Source organism: Psychromonas sp. KJ10-2 (assembly GCF_047323255.1).
Lineage (GTDB): Bacteria > Pseudomonadota > Gammaproteobacteria > Enterobacterales > Psychromonadaceae > Psychromonas.
This window is the reverse complement of record NZ_CP178827.1, coordinates 1,431,447-1,454,021: the sequence shown is the minus strand read 5'-3', so window position 1 is coordinate 1,454,021 and position 22,575 is coordinate 1,431,447. Positions and strand designations below refer to the sequence as shown.

General features: G+C 38.8%; 13 protein-coding genes and 5 pseudogenes. 15 read left to right on the top strand and 3 right to left on the bottom strand.

The annotated features are described in order from the left end of the window. The 6 genes and pseudogenes from miaA (at position 1) to ACLKL2_RS06935 (ending at position 6,510) form a co-directional block, all read left to right on the top strand. On the top strand, positions 1-936 hold the full coding sequence (gene miaA, locus ACLKL2_RS06960) for a tRNA (adenosine(37)-N6)-dimethylallyltransferase MiaA (RefSeq protein WP_413693853.1): 936 nt from the start codon (positions 1-3) through the stop codon (positions 934-936). Positions 937-1,090: 154 nt separating this feature from the next. Further along, positions 1,091-1,318: an RNA chaperone Hfq gene (hfq, locus tag ACLKL2_RS06955; RefSeq protein WP_113818168.1), complete on the top strand. Its 228-nt coding sequence runs from the start codon at positions 1,091-1,093 to the stop codon at positions 1,316-1,318. A gap of 181 nt (positions 1,319-1,499) precedes the next feature. Beyond that, the gene (hflX, locus tag ACLKL2_RS06950) at positions 1,500-2,831 is read left to right on the top strand and encodes a ribosome rescue GTPase HflX (RefSeq protein WP_113818169.1); all 1,332 of its coding nucleotides are present in this window, start codon (positions 1,500-1,502) and stop codon (positions 2,829-2,831) included. A gap of 215 nt (positions 2,832-3,046) precedes the next feature. Further along, positions 3,047-4,155: pseudogene (hflK, locus tag ACLKL2_RS06945) on the top strand (FtsH protease activity modulator HflK); the annotation flags it as partial. Next, positions 4,155-5,021 (top strand): annotated as a pseudogene (gene hflC, locus ACLKL2_RS06940) (protease modulator HflC). The pseudogenes hflK and hflC, both read left to right, overlap by 1 nt. Positions 5,022-5,151: 130 nt before the next feature. Beyond that, the gene (locus tag ACLKL2_RS06935) at positions 5,152-6,510 is read left to right on the top strand and encodes an adenylosuccinate synthase (protein ID WP_413693852.1); all 1,359 of its coding nucleotides are present in this window, start codon (positions 5,152-5,154) and stop codon (positions 6,508-6,510) included. 373 nt (positions 6,511-6,883) lie between these two features. Here the strand turns inward: ACLKL2_RS06935 and ispB are convergent, their stop codons facing one another. After that, entirely contained in the window at positions 6,884-7,855 is a 972-nt protein-coding gene (gene ispB, locus ACLKL2_RS06930; protein ID WP_413693851.1) for an octaprenyl diphosphate synthase, read from the bottom strand. A 559-nt stretch (positions 7,856-8,414) separates the two neighbouring features. Here ispB and rplU point away from each other — a divergent pair. The 6 genes and pseudogenes from rplU (at position 8,415) to ACLKL2_RS06900 (ending at position 12,743) form a co-directional block, all read left to right on the top strand. Continuing rightward, complete coding sequence (gene rplU, locus ACLKL2_RS06925; RefSeq protein ID WP_113818175.1) at positions 8,415-8,726, top strand: 50S ribosomal protein L21; 312 nt, start codon at positions 8,415-8,417, stop codon at positions 8,724-8,726. A gap of 16 nt (positions 8,727-8,742) precedes the next feature. Beyond that, the gene (gene rpmA, locus ACLKL2_RS06920; RefSeq protein ID WP_113818176.1) at positions 8,743-9,000 is read left to right on the top strand and encodes a 50S ribosomal protein L27; all 258 of its coding nucleotides are present in this window, start codon (positions 8,743-8,745) and stop codon (positions 8,998-9,000) included. A 152-nt stretch (positions 9,001-9,152) separates the two neighbouring features. Then, positions 9,153-10,324: pseudogene (cgtA, locus tag ACLKL2_RS06915) on the top strand (Obg family GTPase CgtA). 187 nt (positions 10,325-10,511) lie between these two features. Then, positions 10,512-10,667: pseudogene (locus ACLKL2_RS06910) on the top strand (hypothetical protein); the annotation flags it as partial. 82 nt (positions 10,668-10,749) lie between these two features. Further along, positions 10,750-11,379: a mechanosensitive ion channel family protein gene (locus tag ACLKL2_RS06905; protein WP_413693850.1), complete on the top strand. Its 630-nt coding sequence runs from the start codon at positions 10,750-10,752 to the stop codon at positions 11,377-11,379. A gap of 254 nt (positions 11,380-11,633) precedes the next feature. Continuing rightward, the gene (locus ACLKL2_RS06900; protein ID WP_113818179.1) at positions 11,634-12,743 is read left to right on the top strand and encodes a mechanosensitive ion channel family protein; all 1,110 of its coding nucleotides are present in this window, start codon (positions 11,634-11,636) and stop codon (positions 12,741-12,743) included. 170 nt (positions 12,744-12,913) lie between these two features. Here ACLKL2_RS06900 and barA read toward each other — a convergent pair whose 3' ends face one another. Beyond that, positions 12,914-15,625 (bottom strand): two-component sensor histidine kinase BarA, encoded by a 2,712-nt coding sequence (gene barA / locus ACLKL2_RS06895; RefSeq protein ID WP_413693849.1) that lies wholly within the window; start codon positions 15,623-15,625, stop codon positions 12,914-12,916. Between the two features lie 115 nt (positions 15,626-15,740). Between barA and rlmD the strand changes: the two genes are divergently transcribed. Then, positions 15,741-17,075: a 23S rRNA (uracil(1939)-C(5))-methyltransferase RlmD gene (gene rlmD / locus ACLKL2_RS06890; protein WP_413693848.1), complete on the top strand. Its 1,335-nt coding sequence runs from the start codon at positions 15,741-15,743 to the stop codon at positions 17,073-17,075. Between the two features lie 244 nt (positions 17,076-17,319). Further along, positions 17,320-19,531, top strand: a pseudogene (gene relA, locus ACLKL2_RS06885) (GTP diphosphokinase). Between the two features lie 79 nt (positions 19,532-19,610). Here the strand turns inward: relA and priA are convergent. After that, positions 19,611-21,845, bottom strand: coding sequence for a primosomal protein N' (gene priA, locus ACLKL2_RS06880; protein ID WP_413693847.1), 2,235 nt, complete (start codon positions 21,843-21,845; stop codon positions 19,611-19,613). A 334-nt stretch (positions 21,846-22,179) separates the two neighbouring features. Here priA and rpmE point away from each other — a divergent pair, with 334 nt between their 5' ends. Beyond that, positions 22,180-22,395 carry a 50S ribosomal protein L31 gene (rpmE, locus tag ACLKL2_RS06875; protein WP_113818184.1) on the top strand — a complete coding sequence of 72 codons (216 nt, stop codon included), beginning with the start codon at positions 22,180-22,182 and terminating at the stop codon, positions 22,393-22,395. Positions 22,396-22,575 lie beyond the last annotated feature (180 nt).

Below are 22,575 nucleotides of genomic sequence, written 5' to 3'. Positions count from 1 at the left end.
ATGACCGACACCAGCAGCACAGCTTTCCCTAAAGCTATTTTTTTAATGGGGCCAACGGCCTCAGGTAAAACCGACTTAGCCATCAAATTGGCTCAACAATGTCGTTGTGAAATTATCAGTGTGGATTCTGCACTGATCTATAAACAGATGGATATTGGCACTGCTAAGCCTAGTGCAGAAGAGCAAGCATTAGCACCACATATGTTAGTTGATATTATTGACCCTATAGACAGCTATTCAGCTGGCAACTTTCGAGATGATGCATTACGTTTGATGAGTGAAATCGTTGCAAGAGGTAACACACCTTTATTAGTGGGTGGCACCATGCTTTATTATAAAGCCTTAGTCGAAGGGTTATCTCCTTTACCAAGTGCAGACCCAGAAGTACGTGCTGCGATAGAAAAGCAAGTTAATGAAAGTAGTTGGCAAGCATTACATGAAGAGCTGCAACAGATAGATCCGGTTTCTGCTGCTCGTATTCATGTTAACGATCCGCAACGTTTAGCACGTGCTATTGAAGTGTATCGCATCACGGGTAAAAGCATGACTGAGCTGACTGAAGTAAAAAGCGAACCCATTCCCTTTGATGTTAAGCAGTTTGCCATTGCTCCCGCTGAAAAAGCTGTATTACATGAACGTATCGAACGTCGTTTTGATTTAATGCTAGTCGGTGGCTTTGAGCAAGAAGTAAGAGCCTTATATGAACGTGGTGATTTACACCTAGATTTACCTTCTATGCGCTGTGTTGGTTATCGCCAAATGTGGGAATATATTGAAGGTAAAATGGATTATGAAGAGATGCGTTTTCGAGGCGTGGTCGCCACTCGTCAATTAGCGAAACGTCAAATGACCTGGTTAAGAGGCTGGAAACAAGATATTCAATGGTTAGAAAGTGCCGATCCAGATAACTTTGAAAAAATTAAAAGCGTCTTATAAATGAGCAAACCTAGTGTAAACCGTTAGTTATTTAAATTACAAGAGGATAGAAGGAGGTACGGATCAAAATTTTACGTTTTCTGTCGGTTTTTTTCTATTCCTTAGTTATACTTATATTTGAATATAATAATAAAGAACACTTAAGGAATTGCTAATGGCAAAAGGACAATCATTACAGGATCCCTTCCTAAATACCTTGCGTAAAGAACGAATCCCAGTCGCAATCTATTTAGTGAATGGAATTAAGCTACAAGGGCAAATAGAGTCCTTTGACCAATTTGTCATTTTATTGAAGAACACTGTCAGTCAAATGGTATATAAACATGCAATCTCTACTGTTGTGCCTAGTAGAGCTCTACCTAGTATTACTCACGAAGAGTAGTCTTATCATAAGAATAAAATGGCTTGCTTATGCAGGCCATTTTTTTATCCAAGTGCATCACTTCTTGAAGGTAATCAGTATAATCATTAAATAGCTGTGTTAGGATTAAGTTTGCTGTTTAGCCTTGAAATTACGTTACTAAGCACCATCTATTACCTTTACTTACTTATTGGAGAATTATTTGTTTGATCGTTATGAAGCCGGTGAACAGGCTGTTTTAGTTCATGTCTCTTTTTCAGATGAAAATAATAAAGAAGATATTGATGAATTAAAGCTGTTAGTTAGCTCTGCCGGTGTTACGCCTGTTGCCACAGTGACAGGTCCTCGTAAGTCACCTCATGCACGTTTTTTTGTTGGTACAGGTAAAGCGCAAGAAATTGCTGATACAGTACACACCATGGGTGCTGATATCGTTATCTTTAACCATGCTTTGTCTCCTGCCCAATTGCGTAATATGGAGCAAAAGTGTGAATGTTTAGTACTTGATAGAACTGCACTTATTTTAGATATCTTCGCACAACGTGCTCGTACCTATGAAGGTAAGTTACAAGTAGAGCTTGCTCAGCTTCATTATATGTCGAGTCGATTAGTACGCGGTTGGAGTCACCTTGATAAACAGAAAGGTGGTGTCGGCATGCGTGGTCCTGGTGAAACCCAGTTAGAGACAGATAGACGTTTACTTGGTGCACGTATTACTACGATTAAATCAAGATTAAGCAAAGTATCAAAACAACGAGAGCAGGGACGACGAGCGCGTTTACGCAATGAAGTACCAACAGTATCTTTAGTTGGTTATACCAATGCTGGTAAATCGACCTTATTTAATCAAATAACCGAAGCAAAAGTGTATGCCGCTGACCAATTATTTGCGACCTTAGACCCAACCTTACGCAAAATATCTGTAGATGATGTAGGTACTTGTATTTTAGCTGATACAGTAGGGTTTATTCGTCATCTACCGCATGATTTGGTCGCTGCATTTAAAGCAACATTACAAGAAACCCGTGAAGCAACGCTGTTGTTACATGTTGTAGATTGCTCCGATGAAAATTACCTAGCTAATGTAGAAGCCGTTGAAGAAGTATTATCGGAAATTGATGCCGGTGAAGTACCGCATTTAATGGTGATGAATAAAATTGATGCACTAGAAGAAGCGGAACCAAGAATAGACTATGATGATTTAGGGGTGCCAACTAGAGTTTGGTTATCGGCGCAGAAAAATATTGGCGTGGATCTATTATTTAATGCCTTAAGCAGTTTATTATCGGGTAAGATTCGTTCATTACAATTATCAATACCACCTGCACAGGGTAAATTACGCGCCTTATTCTATCAGTTAGAGTGCATTGAAAATGAAGCGTACGCTGAAAATGGTCATTGTGTTATCGATATCCGTTTAAATAACACCGACTGGCAACGTTTGATAAAACAAGAGGGCGACTACATAGAGGAATTTGTGGTAGATAACAATTATCAAAGTGTCGCTGAATTAGAAAAAGAAGATTGGACCTAATATGTCATTAAGCACTTTATTATTAGACTGAACATTGTTACATTGCAGTAATAGTTTAAGTGTTTGGTAAATTCTTTTAAATAATTCATTATTAAACAGATTTTATTAATTCAATTTATGAGTAAATCAGGAGCTAACATGGCTTGGAATGAACCGGTAAAGATGATAAAAAAGATCAAGACCCGTGGAACAAAAACGATAAAAAGAATGAACAGGGACCACCAGACTTAGACGTTGTTTTTCAAAAAATATCTGGATTCTTAGGTGGCTTATTTGGAAAAAAATCAACGCAAGGTCCTTCTGGTGGTAGCAACAGTGGTAATGGCGGAAAGGTTGTTGCTATTGCTGTGCTTAGCATCATTGCTATTGTTTGGTTTGCAAGTGGTTGGTATACCATTAAAGAATCGGACCGTGGTGTAGTACTGCGTTTTGGTGCTTATCATTCACAGGTTGAGCCTGGTTTACACTGGAATCCAAAATTTGTTGATCAAATAATTCCAATTAACGTAGAAGCTTTCCGTACCTTACCAACGTCGGGATTCATGTTGACCGAAGATGAGAATATCGTACAAGTGTCAATGGAAATTCAATACCGTATTGTTGAGCCAGAAAAGTATCTGTTTAGTGTTACTAACGCTGATAATAGTTTATTACAAGCATTAGACAGCTCGTTACGTTTTGTTGTCGGTCATTCAACCATGGATGATACATTAACAACCGGTCGTGAAGTGGTCCGTCAAGAAACCTGGAAATGCTTAATAAAATCATTGAAAGCTACCATCTAGGTATTCAGATTTTAGATGTGAATTTACAACAAACACGTCCACCAGAACAAGTCAGAGATGCCTTTGATGATGCCATTGCTGCACAAGAAGATGAAGAGCGTTTTGTTCGTGAAGCAGAAGCTTATGAGCGCGAGAAAGAGCCAATTGCACGTGGTCAAGTTAAACGTATCGAGCAACAAGCTCGTTCATACGAAGAAGGTATTATCCTAGAAGCACAGGGGGCGGTAGCTAAATTTAATCAATTACTACCAGAATACAAAGCTAACCCTGAAGTGACTCGCCAACGTATTTACATTGAAACAATGGAAAAAGTACTAGGTAATGCATCTAAAGTGTTAATCGATAATAAAGCTGGAGGTAACTTAACTTTCCTTCCACTTGATAAATTGATGGATAAGTCTAACAACACAACACGCTTACCGGTGGAAACTGAGATCGAAACACGTTCACGTGCAGATCAAAAAGCAGACCAAGATGAACGTACTGCAGTTAATGAGAGAGCTTCGCGTAGCAGTCGTACAACGGGGAGAGACTACTAATGAAAAAATTATTAATACTACCAGCCATTTTGTTTATCGCTTTCATTAGCAGCGCGTTTGTTGTTTCTGAAGGACAAAATGGTATTGTTTTACAGTTTAGTAAAGTGAAACGTGATAGTGATAATAACCCAGTGGTTTATGCACCAGAGGTTACACTTTAAAGTTCCATTTATTGATACTGTACGAGTGATGGATACACGTATTCAAACGTTAGATGATCAACCAGATCGCTTTGTAACATCAGAGAAAAAAGATTTAATTATCGACTCTTATGTTAAGTGGCAAATTGATGATTTAGCCGTTTATTACCTAGCAACTGGGGTAATAAAATGCAAGCTGAAGCGTTATTGAAGCGTAAAATTAATAATGGTTTACGTAATGAAATTGGTTCTCACACGATTAAAGATATTGTATCTGGTAAGCGTGGCGAAGTAATGGAAACAGCATTGAAGCGTATGGCACGTTCATCTGAGTTAGGTATTAAAGTAATTGATGTACGTATTAAGAAAATTAATTTACCTGATGGTGTGAGTAATAGTGTTTACAAGCGTATGCGTGCTGAGCGTCAAGCGGTAGCAAGAGAACATCGCTCAGAAGGTCAAGAGAAGTCTGAAGTGATCCGCGCCAATATCGACCGTAAAGTGTCGATTATGCTAGCTCAAGCAAACAAAGAGTCAGCTGAGATACGTGGTCGTGGTGATGCAACATCATCTAAAATTTACTCTGAAGCTTTCTCTAAAGATGCTGAGTTTTATGCCTTTATGCGTAGCATGCAAGCCTACCAAAAAAGCTTTGCAGACAAACAAGATGTAATGGTATTAAGCCTGGATTCCGACTTCTTTAAATATATGACGGATAAGAAGTAATATTTATTATTTCTAGTTCGAGTTTAAATACTAAGTGATTGTAAAAAGGCCGATTTATCGGCCTTTTTTTATTTTAAATTATATAACTAGCGATAAACTCACAAAAGATATTGATCCAACTGTTTAAACTTTGCTAAAATCCCCGCTCAATTCGCTAGAGATATGTGATTCTGATGGGAAAAATGTAGTAATTCTTGGCACTCAATGGGGTGATGAAGGTAAAGGGAAAGTAGTTGATCTACTTACAGACAAAGCGCAATGGGTTGTTCGCTATCAAGGCGGCCACAATGCGGGTCATACACTAGTAATCGATGGAGAGAAAACAGTACTTCATCTGATTCCATCAGGCATACTGCGTGAAAACGTAAAATGTGTCATCGGTAATGGTGTGGTATTAGCACCAGATGCATTGTTCAAAGAAATGAACATGCTTATCGAGCGAGGCATTCCAGCCAAAGAGCGTCTTTCAATTAGTGAAGGCTGTCCTCTAATTCTTCCTTACCATGTAGCATTAGATGTTGCGCGCGAAAAAGCACGTGGCAATAAAGCTATTGGTACAACTGGTCGTGGTATCGGTCCAGCTTATGAAGATAAGGTTGCACGTCGCGGTTTGCGTGTAGATGACTTATTCAACATGGAAAAGTTTGCAGTTAAACTTAAAGAAGTAATGGAATATCATAACTTCCAACTAGTTAATTACTACAAAACTGACCCAGTAAGTTACGAAGATGTATTCGCACAAATGACGGAAATGGCTCCGCTATTAATTAGCATGGTTATCGATGTAACAGATGAGCTTGATAAAGCACGTTTACGTGGTGATCTTATCTTATTTGAAGGTGCACAAGGTACGTTATTGGATATCGACCACGGTACATACCCATACGTGACATCGTCAAACACGACAGCTGGTGGTGTTGCTACTGGTAGTGGTTTTGGTCCTACACACCTTGATTATGTGTTAGGTATCGTTAAAGCTTACACTACACGTGTTGGTTCGGGTCCTTTCCCAACGGAGCTTTACGATGGTGTTGAACACTTAGACCCTGCTGGTCATCACATGGGCACAGTTGGCCATGAATTTGGTGCAACAACAGGTCGTTTACGTCGTACAGGTTGGTTTGATGCAGTTGCTATCAAACGTGCAGTACAACTAAACAGTATTACGGGTTTTTGTTTAACTAAGCTTGATGTACTAGATGGTTTAGAAGAGATCAAAATCTGTACTGGTTACACTATGCCTGACGGTAAAGTTGTTGATGTACCACCTATGTGTGCTGACGGTTATGAGCAGGCTGTTCCTGTTTATGAATCAATGCCTGGTTGGTCTGAAGTATCATTTGGTGTGACTACTTATGATGCACTACCTGCTAATGCAAAAGCTTACATCAAACGTCTAGAAGAGTTGACTGGGATCCCAATGGACCTAATCTCAACTGGCCCAGATCGTAACGAAACAATTATCCGCGTTAATCCATTTAGCGAATAAATTTAATTGTTCAAAAAAGGCCCGCGTTATTGTTGCAATAGCGCGGGCCTTTTTGATCCTGCAATATGACCTGTCCTAAATAATACCAATCATAGTAAGTAACTGATCTATTTTACTTGTTAAAACAACTTGTTTTTCGTTGTAAGTTTCGTATAGGGAACAACCATTTACATCAACTTACGCCTCAAACTAAGCCACTTTCCAGAGCGCAAAATTTAGATCAGTTATTTAATACAATTGGTATAAGGTTGACACTTTTTAGCAATGCTAAGAAATCAAGTGACAAAAAAGGGACAATACATAAACATATTGTCCCTTCTCTTATTCTATATCTTCACTCTTGTTTTAGGGAGTGCGATATGACAGTTAGCTATTAGCTTTTTCGATTCGCGGCAATGTGCGCTAAGCTAATCAGTGCTTGCTTATGATTGTTATCAGGTAAGATCGCAATAGCGTTAATCGCTTTATCCGCTTCTTCCATGGCACGTGCTTTGGTGTATTCTAATGCTTTAGTCTCAGTTAACGCTTGCATGATCGCATCAAAGTTTTCAAGACCGTTACCTTTTTCAATTGCTTCTCGAATTAAGCTAGCTTGAGCCTCTGTACCATGTTGCATTGCATAAAGTAGTGGTAGGGTTGGTTTACCCTCAGCAAGGTCATCACCGGTATTTTTACCCATCTCTTTAGCATCAGATGCGTAATCCATTACATCATCCGTTAGTTGGAATGCTGTACCTAAGTATTTACCGTAATCTAATAATGCATTTTCGATATCGTTTGGTTGTTTACCTAATACAGCCACTAACTGCGTTGCTGCTTCAAATAATTTAGCGGTTTTGAAGTAGATAACATCCATATACACTTTTTCAGTGGTGTCTGGGTTATTACAGTTCATTAACTGTAATACTTCACCTTCGGCAATCACATTGGTTGCGCTAGCCAGTACTTTCATGACTTTTAGATTTTCTAGCTCAGTCATCATTTCAAAAGAACGGCTATAAAGAAAGTCACCCACCAATACACTAGCTGCATTACCAAAAAGAGCATTGGCTGTTTTCTCGCCGCGACGTAGCTCAGATTCATCAACAACATCATCATGTAATAATGTGGCCGTATGAATAAACTCTATAATAGCAGCCAGTTTTGTAGTTTCTGGAGAATGTACTTTTAGGGCTTGGGCTGCTAATACTGTGATCAAAGGGCGAATACGTTTACCGCCACTGTTGATGATGTAAAAACCGAGTTGATTAATTAATGCAACATCAGAGCTTAGTTGCTCAGTAATCAATTGATTAACTTGAGTCATATCATTAGAAGAAAGCTGCTGAATTTGTTTAATATCCATGCCTAAATAGTCCCATTGGAAAGAGTGGGTGTATTATTCCCGTTTCTGGACGATATCTCAACTCTATAGGGGTATTTACGAAGCCTTAATCATCATTTAATAATCAACTCTTGATTAATGCTGTTTTAAGTTGATTTTTGCGATTATATTTTGCTTATTTTTAATACTTTTTTTGTTGTTTTTAGGTAAGTTGAGAATACTTACCTCTCTTGTTCTTATTAATAAAAGAGACAAAGAGTGAGAGAGGGAGGTGTTAATATTGATTGTTATTCACTCTTTGTAGAGTGAGGTATTTGCGCAAATAATTTTTGAACCAGAATCATCAACTTTGATTTTATGTGGTTTAAATGATTAAGAATCACTTGTTGATTTTTAGTCGCTTGCTGGGGTTTTTTCGCGACTAACAAAAATCTATCATTTAATTGCAATATTTTACCTAAAAGCCATTGCCAAAGTGACAATCTCTCTGTAGAATCCGCGTCCATTGTGATTAATTAGTGCGCTCTCGATGTTCTGTTTGAAATAAAACAACACGAGATGCCTGAACGGAGTAAGAAACATGTACGCTGTTATCCAGAGTGGTGGCAAGCAACACCGTGTTGCTGTTGAACAAACTCTTCGTTTGGAAAAACTTGATGTTGAAGCTGGTGCAACTGTAGAATTTGATAAAGTTCTATTAGTAGCAAGTGCTGAAGACGTTAAAGTTGGTGTTCCATACGTTGAAGGTAGTAAAGTTACTGCAGAAGTAGTAACTCACGGTCGTGGTAAAAAAGTTAAAATCGTTAAGTTCCGCCGTCGTAAACATTCTCGTAAGCAAGCTGGTCACCGCCAGTGGTTTACAGAAATTAAAATTACTGCGATTAACGCTTAATTAGGAGTTATTAAAAATGGCACATAAAAAAGCTGGTGGTAGTACTAATAACGGTCGCGATTCAGAAAGTAAACGCTTAGGTGTTAAACGTTTCGGTGGCGAGTCTGTTTTAGCTGGTAACATTTTAGTTCGTCAACGTGGTACTAAATTCCACGCTGGTCTAAATGTTGGCTTAGGTAAAGACCACACACTATTCGCTAAAGCGACTGGTACTGTTAAATTCGAAAAGAAAGGTAAGCCTGTTCGTTCATTCGTGAGCATCGTAGCTGAATAATCTATTTCGAAGCAAAGTTTAAAAAGCCTCGCAAATGCGAGGTTTTTTTTTGTCTATCTATTTCTATTGAAAATAAGAAATGTGATCTATGATCAATAGAAATAGGTATAATCGTCGCTCTTAAGTAGCGGCTATGTTTTTTGGAGGTTGTAATGAAGTTTGTTGATGAAGCAAGAATTAAAGTTGACGCTGGAGACGGCGGTAACGGCGTAGTCGGCTTTCGTACTGAAAAATATATTCCTCGTGGTGGCCCTAATGGTGGTGACGGCGGTGATGGTGGCGATGTTTATCTAGAAGCCGACGAAAACTTAAATACACTGATTGATTTCCGTTTTGTTCGCTTTTACAGCGCAGAGCGTGGTGAAAATGGTCAAGTATCAGATTGTACCGGTTCTCGTGGTAAAGATAAGATCATTAAAGTACCTGTTGGTACACGTTGTCGTGATGATGACACTGGCGAAATCGTAGGTGATTTGACTAAAAATGGTCAAAAACTAATGGTTGCAAAAGGTGGTTTCCATGGTTTAGGTAACGCACGTTTCAAAACCTCTACTAACCGTGCGCCTCGTCAAAAGACTGAAGGTACACCAGGTGAAGTACGTAACCTGTTATTAGAGTTATTGCTGCTAGCCGATGTGGGCATGTTAGGTTTACCTAATGCAGGTAAATCAACGTTTATCCGAAGTGTGTCTGCGGCTAAACCTAAAGTTGCTGATTACCCATTTACGACTCTTATCCCTAATCTAGGTGTAGTAAGTATGGGTCATGGTAACAGCTTTGTAATTGCTGATATTCCTGGTTCTAATTGAAGGTGCTTCGGATGGCGCTGGTTTAGGGACTCGCTTCCTACGTCACTTAGAGCGTTGTCGTGTATTACTGCACATGATTGATCTTTTACCTGCTGATGGTAGTGATCCTGCTGAGAATGCACTGGTTATTTTAGATGAGTTGAAAAAACACAGTCCAAAATTAGCGCAAAAGCCACGCTGGTTAATCTTCAATAAAACAGACTTGTTATTAGAAGATGAAGCTGAAGAAGTGATGCAACGTGTTAAAGATGCACCTAGAGTGGGATGGACCCGTTTATAAAGTAGCTGCTATCTCTAAAACGGGTACAACTGAACTATGTAAAGAGCTAGTTGCATACATTGAAGAGTTACCAGCAGAAGCAACACCAGAAGAAGAGCGTCAACAGGTTGAGTTCCAATGGGATGATTACCATAAATCTGCCATTGATGCTGTTGAAGGTGCTGTGCACCTCGATGACGATGATGACTGGGATGATGAAGATGAAATGATGGAAGTCATTTACGTCAGAGATTAAATTCTTCTCTTTGTTAATAAACATTAAAAAGCCGTTTAGAGTAAATCTAAGCGGTTTTTTGTTTTTAGCTGATAATAATAAATTTGTTTAATAGGAAAAATAGATCTGTTCATTAGCGTCATTGCTATTGATAATACGCTGGTTTTTATCTTGTTATAAATTAGTTTGTTCGTAATTGGGAGTAACCATGTCCTCTGTTGACCCTGTTCTATCAGAAAAAAGTAATGCCATATTAAATATGTTGATGCCATTAGTTGAGTGGATTCAACAGCACCAAGCGATTATCTCGCATTCTATTATCAATTTAGTCGTTGCTATATTAATCATCGCTGTGGGCCTCTCTGTGGCGCGTTTATCTGCCTATTTAATGAATAAAACCCTGATTAAAAAAGGGGTAGAGCAAACACTTCGGAGATTTCGTTTGTTTGATTCTTCGTTATGCATTAATCGCTATGAGTATTATTGCTGGTTTGGCGCATGTTGGGGTACAAACTGCTTCCTTAATTGCTCTTTTAGGGGCGGCCAGTTTAGCCATTGGTTTGGCATTAAAAGGGGCTTTATCTAATTTTGCGGCAGGCATTTTACTAATTGTATTACGCCCCTTTAAAATGGGGGACTTTATTGAAGCTGCGGGTACATCGGGCACTGTGGAGTCGATTCAAGTTTTCAACTGTATTTTAAAAGCGGGCGATAACCGATATATAGTTGTGCCAAATCGCAGTATTCTTAAAAGCAACATAGTGAATGTTTCTCGCAAGCCTGAACGCAGAATCGACCTAGTGATACGTGTTGATTACAAAAGTGACTTAAAGCAAGTCAAAGCTTTATTGGAAGAGGTGGTGTTAGCTAATGAAAAAGTCTTATCTACTCCAAAACTGCAAATTGCAGTCTCAGAGCTGGCGGCTTCAAGTATTAATCTAGTAGTGCGCCCTTGGGTAAAATCTTCGGACTACTGGTCGGTACGTTTTGCGTTAATAGAAGCAATTAAAGTCGCCCTAGATGAAGCGAATATTAATATTCCCTATGCTCAGCTACAGGTGCATTGTAAAGGCTAATAGAAGAAGGTTTAAGTCATTACTTTCATTAGCTTGGATGAATGTAACCAAGTTTTGTGCGACCCTTTTTTGAAACTTAATCTTACACTTTGTGTCATTAAAGATAATGATTTATAGGGAAGGGGTCATTTTGTAACATGATGTATTCATCATGGGTATTTTTATTTATGTGATCATTTTCGATATCGTAAATATATTATTATCAATCACATTAAGTGATTGGTATATGTCTATTTTTTATTTTGAGGGTTTTTATGCTTGATAAAGTTGAGTTATATATCGGCGATTGGTTGACCTCATTGAATATTGAGAGTTGGGTTGTCAATTTCTCGCTATTACTTTGTGTCACCATTTTAATACAATTCATTTGGCGTTACTTTGCCAATAAAATGGAAAATGCGATTTCAAAAACTGCAAATAACTGGGACGATATTGTTTTTTTCGCTATTAATAAACCAGTTAATTGGCTGATTTTGTTAATGGGGACCTCTACCTCACTTCGTGTTATAGCGGAAAGTGAAGAGTTAGCTATTTCTGAGTATCTCCCTATTGGACAAAAAGTCGCCGCTTTATTTTTACTGGGTTGGGTATTCTGGCGTTTAGTTTATAAAGCGGAGCATACTTTTGTTGCCGATGAGAAAAGAGATACAACCACTGTCACAGCACTCGCTAAGTTAGCTAAACTATCCATTTTAGCCTTTGTTACATTATCTATCGTACAAACATTAGGTGTTAGCATCTCAGGTGTATTGGCATTTGGTGGAATGGGGGGATTAATCGTCGGTATGGCGGCGAAGGATTTACTGTCTAACTTGTTTGGTGCAGCCATGGTTTATATGGATAAACCTTTCAAAGTAGGGGACTGGATACGTAGCCCAGATAAATCCATAGAAGGTACAGTGGAAGAGATTGGCTGGCGTGTTACTCGAATTCGTACTTTTGATAAACGTCCTTTGTATGTGCCTAATAGTTTATTTACGCACATTGTTGTAGAAAACCCTTCTAGAATGAGCAATAGACGAATTAAAGAGAACTTTGGTTTACGTTATAAAGATATTAGTCAGGTCGAGGCGATTATCAAAGCAGTACGTAGCATGTTGCAGGAACACAATGATATTGACCAATCACAGACTTTGATTGTGAATTTTGATGTGTTTAATAACTCATCATTAGATTTCTTTATCTACACCTTCACTAAAACCACTAATTGGATTTTATTCCATGAAGTGAAACAAGATGTATTGCTGAAAGTGGCTAAAATTGTCACAGATCACGGTGCGGAATTTGCCTTCCCAACACGGCAGCTTCACTTAGATCGTGAAGATCATCAACGTTTATTAGAAAGCGCTGATAGTGTGAAATAATCTTTGTTTATGGGGAATGATTAATTGATAGATGGCGCAGACCCGGAGGTCTACGCCATTTTTTATTTAGCAAGTGACTGAGCACTTAACGAGTTATGACTCTGCTAAGTAGGATTTTGCTTCTTTCTCTACATTGTCCAGCTCATCTAATAACTCTAGAAATTCAGGCTCTAGGTGGTCTGGGCTGATGTCTCTTTTAACTCTTTTTCGATTAAACCGGCAATGTCTTTCAGTTTAGGTACACCACTGTAACTACAACCACCGTGGAATTTATGGATTGCTTGTGTGAACTGTTGTTTATCAACTTCATCAACCATGGCTTCATTGACTATTTTACGCAGTGCGTCAAATTCTTCTAACAGCATACCTAGCATCTCTTTTGCTAAGTCTTCTTTGCCTGCTGACTGTTGTAACGCTAACTCCTTATCAAAAGATTTTTTCACCTTGGTGATTATTGACGCAATTTGAGGAGTGATATCTTCTATATTAGTTTGTTGAATGGTGCCAATAACTTCAGCAGCTGGTGCCCATTTGTTGATAATGGACTGTAATGCTAATTCATCAATCGGTTTTGCTAAACAGTCATCCATGCCTTTTTGTAGGAATTGCTCTTTTTCACCGGGTAATACGTGTGCGGTGACCGCGATAATAGGTGTGTTTTTATTGATTGAGTCTTTCTTAATCTGCGCACAGGCACTGATCCCATCTAATACCGGCATTTGTATGTCCATAAAGATGATATCAAAAGGCGTGGTTTTGGCATGGTCTACGGCCTCTTGACCATTTTTACAGGTTGTTACGTGATGTACTCGGTCACCTAACATAGCAGAGATCAGCTTCAAGTTTGCTCGGTTATCATCTACCGCCATGACATTAATTTTTTTACGCTCTAATGGGGTAGTGATTTGCACTCGTGCTGGTACCGTTTCATTTGAAACTAACGCGTTGGCAAAGTTTTTATGATTGATCGGTTTACCTAAACAGTGCGTGACTCCGGTATTCATTACCGTTTCAAAGGTACTTGGGTCACTACAGTTGATCAGTACAATAATATTATCTGTGTATTTCTTCGCTTGCTTAATTGCTTTGAGCAGCGGGCTAAGATCCATGTTATTACTATGGCCGATCACAATACTGTCATAGCACTTATTCAAGGACTGCTGCCATTGCTCTTCATTGTCTATGATGGTGGCATTAGTCTTCCACTCTTCTAATAACTCTGAACATGCACGCAACGCATAAGCATTACTTTCGTAGGCTAGCACTGAGCGGCTTGCTAATCTGTCTAATGGTAAAGTGGTTAATGGTGTGCGGCTACATTTCTCAATTTCAACCGTAAACCAGAAGGTTGAGCCCACATTAGGTGTTGAGCTCAGGTCAATGGAACCTTTCATTTGACGCACTAGTTTTTGAGTGATTACTAAGCCTAAACCAGTACCGCCATATTGACGCGTGATACTGCTATCCGCTTGACCAAAGGCTTTAAATAATTGGTCTTGTTGCTCTTTAGAAATACCAATACCGGTATCTGTAATAGTGAACTTAAGTTTAATGCATTTTTCTGTTTCGTTTTCAGGCTCAGTGCGCTCTATTTTGACCTCTATATTGCCTTTTTCGGTAAATTTAACTGCATTACCAATCAAGTTAGTGAGCACCTGTTGTAAACGCATTGCATCACCGACTAATTCCTGTGGTACATCAGGCGCGACAATCATGCTTAATTCAATATTCTTCTCATGGGCACTTTGTCCCAAAAGATGCATGGTTTCATCAACACTGTCTCTAATATCAAAGGGGATATATTCAAGATCCAATTTACCCGCTTCTAGTTTAGAGAAGTCTAGAATATCATTGATGATATTAAGTAAATTGCCCGCAGAGCGTTCAATCGTTTGTAAATAATCAACTTGGTTGTTGGTCATTTTAGTTTTCAATAGTTGCCTTGCAAAACCAATGACACCATTCAGTGGAGTACGTAATTCATGACTCATGTTTGCTAAGAACTCAGATTTAACTGATGCGGCTTGTTGTGCTTCTTTACGCGTGATATCTAGCTCTATATTTTGCACTTCCATCTGCTCTAAGGTTTCACGCAGCTCACTGGTGGCTAGGTCAATACTATCTTGCATCTCTTCATGGTGCTTAGACATAGCAAGCGCCATTTCATTAATACCGTGTTGTAATAAGCCTATCTCACCGGTGTACTCACCTTCTACACGAGAGTTAAGTCGACCTAAACTGATTTTTTCAACCACAGACGCCATATCTGAAATAGGTGCAGTAATACGTTTCGCTTGTTTGAATGCTAGGTATAAACTGCCGAGGATACCCATCAATACCACTAATAATGAGATTGCTGCATCGCGATACAGTAATAACTCAACCTGATCCTTATTGATCTCTAAGGCAACATAACCGACTACTTTACGGGGTTGATCAAAGGTAAGTTGGTATTCCAAATAATTGGTTTCATCGATAATCGGACTATGAATAACAATACTGTCGCCGGTGTGGCTTATTTGCGGCAAATCGGGGATTGGTTGATTGTTATCTAAACGTAATTTTTGATAATCACGATGATAGTTACTGATAACAAACAGTTCATTATCAGCGGTGAAAATCGCAATACTTTTGATCATCGGACTGTTTTTACGGTGAGTCGTGCCAATTAAACGACGTAAAATGGTACGAGTTTCATCTTGCATACCGTATTCACTGGCAATAGATAATGCATCGGCAATATTAAGTGCTCTATCGATTAAGAATTCATCTGCCTGTTGGAAACGATGAAATGAGAAGTATCCAGCTAATATGCCGCCAATAAGAACGGTGGGTAAAACGGTATAAGCAATAACTTGTGCGCGTAGGCCATATTTAGTCATAAGGTAAAATCTAATTTAAATGGAGTAATGAATGCTTGCATTTTTTGTGTGACAATAGCGTTCCGATAAACTTATCCGCTATCATGGCATAGCTTACTTCACCTGTGAAATATTTATGGCCCAGTTCTTCAAAGCATCACGCACAAATAAGCAAAATAATAGAATAATTAAACATTGTCAGGTTGAAAAGCTTGATCATCAAGGAAGAGGCATGCTTTTCCACCAAAATAAAGCCATGTTCGTGGAAGGTGGATTAGTGGGGGAAGTTCTTGATGTTTGTGTTGATGAAGACAAAAAACGCTATAAAAAAGCCAGTATTACTAAGATACATCAAGCCAGTGAATTACGTGTTGAACCAAGCTGCCAACATTATCAAGAGTGTGGTGGATGTCATTTACAACATATTGAGCAAGCCAGCCAGATTGAAGTAAAACAACAAGGTTTGATTAGTTTATTTGAGCGATTTGCAAAATACACACCACAACAACTGGCACCGACTATTACCTCTTCTCCTTGGGCATATCGTCGTTGTGCTCGATTTGGTGTGATTTACGATAAAAAAAGTAAAAAAGTGCAGATGGGCTTTCGTCGCTCTGGAAGCAGTGAGCTAATTAATCAGCAAACTTGTCCGGTATTAAAACCAGCTTTAGCAGATTTGATTTTACCGGTTAAAGGTTTGCTTAATCAGTTACAGGGAAAAATGGCGCTAGGACATGTTGAAATGGTAGAGGCAGATAATACGGTTGCCCTATTGTTGCGTCATCTAAAACCCTTATCGACACAGGATAAACAGTTAATTATCGACTTTTCTGCAACGCAAAATATCCAGTTTTATGCACAAAGCAGCCCGACAGATATTGAATGTTTAACAAATAATGCTCGATTAAGTTATGCATTAACTGAACAAGATTGCCAATATGATTTTAATATCAATGACTTTGTACAAGTTAATGCCAGTGTGAATGAGAAGATGGTGGCACAGGCTATCGAGTGGCTTGCATTGAAGTCCACGGATCGTGTGTTGGATCTATTTTGTGGTTTAGGTAACTTCAGTTTACCGATGGCCAAGCTATCTCAACAAGTGGTTGCCGTGGAAGGTGTGCAAAAAATGGTCGATCGCGGTACCGATAATGCTGCACGTTGTGGGCTTAATAACGTGCAATTTTATCAAGCAGACTTAAGTGATTTAAATGCGTTAAAAGCTGAATGGGCTCAGGAAGGTTTTGATAAGGTGTTATTAGACCCAGCACGAGCTGGTGCTGCTGAATGCATGAGTTATGTCATCAACAAACAACCATCTCATATTGTTTATGTTTCCTGTGATCCTGTGACCTTAGCGCGTGACAGTGAGCAGTTATTAAGTGCAGGCTATAAATTAAGCAAGTTGGGTTTGATTGATATGTTCCCTCAGACAGCACATATGGAGTCAATGGCATTGTTTACGCGATGAAGTGATTACTAGTCTAGAGTTTCCTAAGAATAACTAGACTATCACTTTATAAGTTAGTAATTTTAAGTATTATTAGTTTTTAATCAGGTGATTTAAAATTCACAATATTGATAGTGGGTGGGTAGTTTCCCAGTTAAAAAGGATAAAGTAGCAATGAGATTTTTCCTATGACTCAGTGCAGTAATGTATAGGATGAGTTGTTGTTTTATCACTTTTTATCGTTAGCTCATTTTTGGAGTGTTAGATGGTTTCAGTTCGTGATACACACTTTTACCAAAGTGCATTAAACGACCCAGATAAGTGGGTGACAACATTTGGTTTAAGTAAGCAAGATCAAAATAATCTGTTCGAAAATTATAATAAAGTAAGTGGCCTGTGCGACTCAGAGCAACAGGTAGCAGCCTTGCAGTTAGGCTGTGAGATGGTAGAGATCCTAGTGACTTTAAACATGGATATGGATACCTTAAATGCCGCATTAATCTTCCCTTTGTTAGCGCAAGAAGTCTTAAGTACCGAGAAAGTTGACGAATTATGGCCAAAACGTATTGCTAAATTGGCCAAAGGCGCGATGGAGATGGAAGGTATTCGTGCTCTACAAAGCCGAGGAAGCAAAAGGTGCAGAATCTCAGGTTGATAACCTACGTCATATGTTATTAGCCATGGTAGAAGATGTGCGAGCAGTGGTTATTAAGCTTGCTGAAAGAATATGTTATTTGCGCCAGAGTTAAAATTGCCGACGAAGAAACAAAAGTAAAACTAGCACATGAAATCTCTACTATTTATGCACCATTAGCGAACCGTTTAGGCATTGGGCAATTAAAATGGGAGCTAGAAGACCTCTCTTTTCGTTACCTACAAGCGGAAACGTACAAGAACATTGCCAAACAGCTTGATGAAAAGCGTATTGACCGTGAAAACTATATCCAAGACTTTGTTGATACGGTTAAGTCCTCTTTAAAAGAGATGAATATTGAAGGCACGGCTTATGGTCGTCCGAAACATATTTATAGTATCTACCGTAAAATGCAAAACAAAGATCTAAAGTTTGATGAGCTCTACGATGTGCGCGCAGTGCGAGTTGTGGTTGAAAAACTACAGGACTGTTATGCCGCGTTAGGTGCTATTCATACTAAATGGCACCATATCCCTCGTGAGTTTGACGACTATATTGCTAATCCTAAACCTAATGGTTACCAATCTATTCATACGGTTGTTTTAGGGGATAGTGGTAAACCTGTTGAAGTACAAATTCGTACTCAGCAGATGCATGAAGACTCTGAACTGGGTGTGGCTGCACACTGGAAGTATAAAGAGGGCAGTGCTGGTGGTAAGGCCGCAAGTAACTATGAAGAGAAAATAGCTTGGTTACGTAAACTGCTTGCTTGGCAAGAAGATATGAGTGAAGGCGATGATCTAGTAGAAGAGATCCGCAGCCAGGTATTCGATGACCGTGTTTATGTATTTACACCTAAAGGTGAAGTAATAGACATGCCAGCTGGCTCAACACCGTTAGACTTTGCTTATTATATCCATAGTCAAATTGGTCATCGTTGTATTGGTGCAAAAGTCGCGGATCATATTGTGCCTTTTACCTACCAATTAAAAACCGGTGACCAGATTGAAATACTAACTCAGAAAGAGCCTAATCCAAGTCGAGATTGGTTAAACCCACAGATGGGTTATATCAATGCACCACGCGCAAGGCATAAAGTGGCAACTTGGTTTAGAAAACAAGACCGCGATAAGAATATTATTGCAGGACGTGAACTGTTAGAAATCGAGTTAGCCAAAGTAGAGCTGAAGCTAACCGACGTAACACCTGCGATTACCCGTTTTAATGTGGGCACGGCTGATGATATCTATGCAGGCATAGGTAATGGTGACTTACGTATTAATCAGTTAGTCCATTTTCTAGATGGTTTCTATCATAAACAAACACTTGAGCAACAAGATGCCGCAGCTTTATTAGAGTTACAAAACCGTAAAGTCCAAGCTGCTCCTAAAAATACCGGTAAAGATATTATTATCGATGGTGTGGTTGACTTGATGCATCACATTGCTCGTTGTTGTCAGCCTGTACCAGGTGAGAATATTGTTGGCTATATTACACAAGGACGCGGTATCTCTATTCACCGAAAAAATTGTGAGCAACTAGCTGATTTAGAGGATGCACATCCAGAGCGTATTATCACTGCTAACTGGGGGATTCTCAATCTTCTGGTTACGCATTAACCTTACGTTTAATTGCTGATGATCGAAATGGTTTACTAAAAGATATCACTACCTTGTTATCTAATGAGAAGGTCAACTTGTTAGGGGTGAACAGCCAAACCAATACTAAAACCTTAACAGCAACCATTGACCTTTCTCTGGAAGTGGATAGTAATAAAGAGATTAAAAAGCTGTTAGCTAAGTTAAAACAGTTAAAAGATGTGTCTGACGCGCATCGACTTTAACTTTTCCCACCACCTGAATATTTGATTCAGGTGGTGGGGGTTGAAAAGGTGTGACATGATGTTTTTTAATTAACCTTTCTTAAATAAAGTCGATAGGGTCAACATCAATTGACCAACGCACTTTCCTACTTTCTGGCATCTTATCGAAGTGCGCTAAAGCGGTATTTAGCATTTTGGTTACTAGTATTCTTTGCTCGCTTTGTAATAAAAGTTGGAAGCGGTACTTGCCAGCTCTTCGTTCCATCGAGGCAGGAATAGGGCCCAATATAAGTACACGTTCATTGACTTTATTGTTATCGGCTATCTGTTGTAATGTTTGTTTACACAAGGTAAGAAAGTTTTCTGCTTGTGTGGCATTTAATGACTCAGCCCTAATCAAGGCTTGATAAGAGAAGGGCGGTAATTGTGCTAGACGTCTTTCCGTTAAAGCGCTACGTGAAAAGTCTGCGTAACCATTATTCACGAGCTCTTGTAATAAATTGTGCTCTGGGTGGAAAGTTTGCAAAACAACCTGTCCTTTTTTCTCAGCTCGTCCTGCTCGCCCCGCAACTTGAGTAAATAACTGTCCTAAACGTTCACTGGCTCTAAAGTCATTACTAAATAGTGCGCCATCAACATCAATCAAGGCTACCAAAGTCACATCGGGAAAGTGGTGGCCTTTTGCTAGCATTTGTGTCCCGAGTAAAATTTTATACTTCCCGCTATTAATATCATTTAAATAGGTATTAAAACTGTCTTTTTTTCTTGTATTGTCGCGGTCGATTCTCACGGTTGGGTGATCTGGGAAAAGTTGTTGAAGCGTTTCCTCAAGTTGCTCAGTACCGACACCTGTGGAGTGTAAGTTGGTTGAACCACAATCATGACATTGCTCTGGTACAGGGTGAGTCGCAGTACAATGATGACAATGAAGGTAGTTAGCACTTTTATGATAAGTGTAAAAAGCATCGCATCGTTGACATTTAGCTAGCCAACCACATTCATGACACATTAATACAGGGGCATAACCTCGACGATTAAGAAACAAAATCACTTGGTTATTTTTGGCTAAATGTTGTTGCATTAATGTAATCAGTTGCGGTGATAACCCCGATTTAAGTGGCAAGCCTGTTAAATTGATCAAGTCATTTTTAGGTGGTCGTGCATTCCCTGGCCGATGCGTTAAACGTAGGTGATGGTAGCGTCCACTTAAGGCATTATTTAATGATTCAAAAGCTGGTGTTGCGGAGCCTAATAAAATCGGAATATTTAATTGCGACGCACGTTTGATAGCAAAGTCTCTAGCATGGTAGCGGAAGCTATCTTGCTGTTTAAAAGAAGCATCATGCTCTTCATCTAAAATAATCACACCTAAGTTTTTAAAATCACTAAAAATAGCACTGCGTGTACCTATGATGATAGCGGCAGAGCCTTGTTGTGCATGTAACCAAGTCTCTAATTGTTGTTGGTCGTTTAATGCAGAATGTTTTAAATAAATAGGCACGTTAAAGCGTGCTTGAAAGCGTTTTATGGTTTGTGGGGTTAAACCAATTTCAGGCACTACCACTAATGCTTGTTGCCCTGCAGTCAATACTGCTTTAAGTATATTTAAATACACTTCGGTTTTACCGCTGCCCGTGATCCCCTCTAATAAAAAGCATTTAAAGTGGTTTAATTGTTGTGTCACGCTGGTCACGGCTAATGCTTGTTCAGTACTCAGTTGTGGCGTTTCTTCTATCGTTTGTGTTGATTCTGTCCAAGATAAGTTGCAGCTCGGTAATTGTTGATAACTGTTAATGAAGTGCTTTTCTTGTAAACTATTAAGTGTTGCTCGACTAACGCCTTGTTGCTTTAAAGCTTCGTAAGATAAGTCTTGCCCTATTAATAAGTTAAATGCTGCTAATTGCTTTTTAGCTCTAACTAAAGGTGCAGTATCCATCTCTTTATCTGTACATTTCCAATACTCCTTACTATTAAAGGTAGCGGGTTTACCTTTACGTAATAATGTTGGGATGGCTTGTTGAAATACATCACCAAAAGGGTGTTGGTAATAAACACTGGCCCATTGCAGTAATTTGTAAAGGGAATCACTTAATAATGGCTGGTGGTCGAGCAGTTCAGTGATACCTTTCAGCTTTTCTATCGCATAATCCGATGTTTCAGGTAGATCGGTTATGACACCAACCTGTTTACGATAACCACCACCAAAAGGGACGACAACACGTCGACCAATTAATGTGCGTGGATCATCAGGCACTAAATCATCGTTTAACAGGTAATCAAATTGTTTATGTAGTGGAATTGCCAGTGCAATTCTACAAATTAATGCGTTAGCCATAAGTGAAGTTGATGCATGAGAATGAAAAAAGGTATTGTATCGTGTTTATAGCGTAACTGCTTTGTTCTCCTTTATTATTTTTAAAATGTGCGTTAGTAGTTGTTTTATATAGAGAGTTGTTGATTAGGTTAAGCCCTTTTATAGCAGGGTTGGATAGGAGATAATTGCTTTAAAAATAAAGCTCAATATTTAAATGATTTACAGTTGTACTTTTATTAAACCTTACTATACAATTCGCAACCTGAAATTTAATGATAAATACGTGTGGTACTTTGTTGAATGAAATAATTCATTCAAGCTGAGCAGCGATACGGCCTAATATGAGGTTTTCCCAATGAAAAACGAAATTCATCCAGAATACAAATTAGTTACTGCTACTTGTTCATGTGGTAACGTGATCAAAGTTGGTTCTACTCTTGGTAAAGAAGAGTTAACTTTAGATATCTGTTCATCTTGTCACCCGTTCTACACTGGTACTCAACGTGTTGTTGATACTGGCGGTCGTATCGACAAGTTCAAAAAACGTTTCGGTGCTTTATCTTCTAAATAAGATAAATTACCCCGTTTTTAAAAAGCACCTTAGGGTGCTTTTTTGTTTCTAAAAGTAAGTAATAGCGATTATGTGAGCTAATCAAATTCATAATTTAATTTGCTATGTGGCATAATAAGTCATGATTTAGTGATAACATTTAAAAACTGCTTATTTAATAAACATAATTTTAATAAAAAT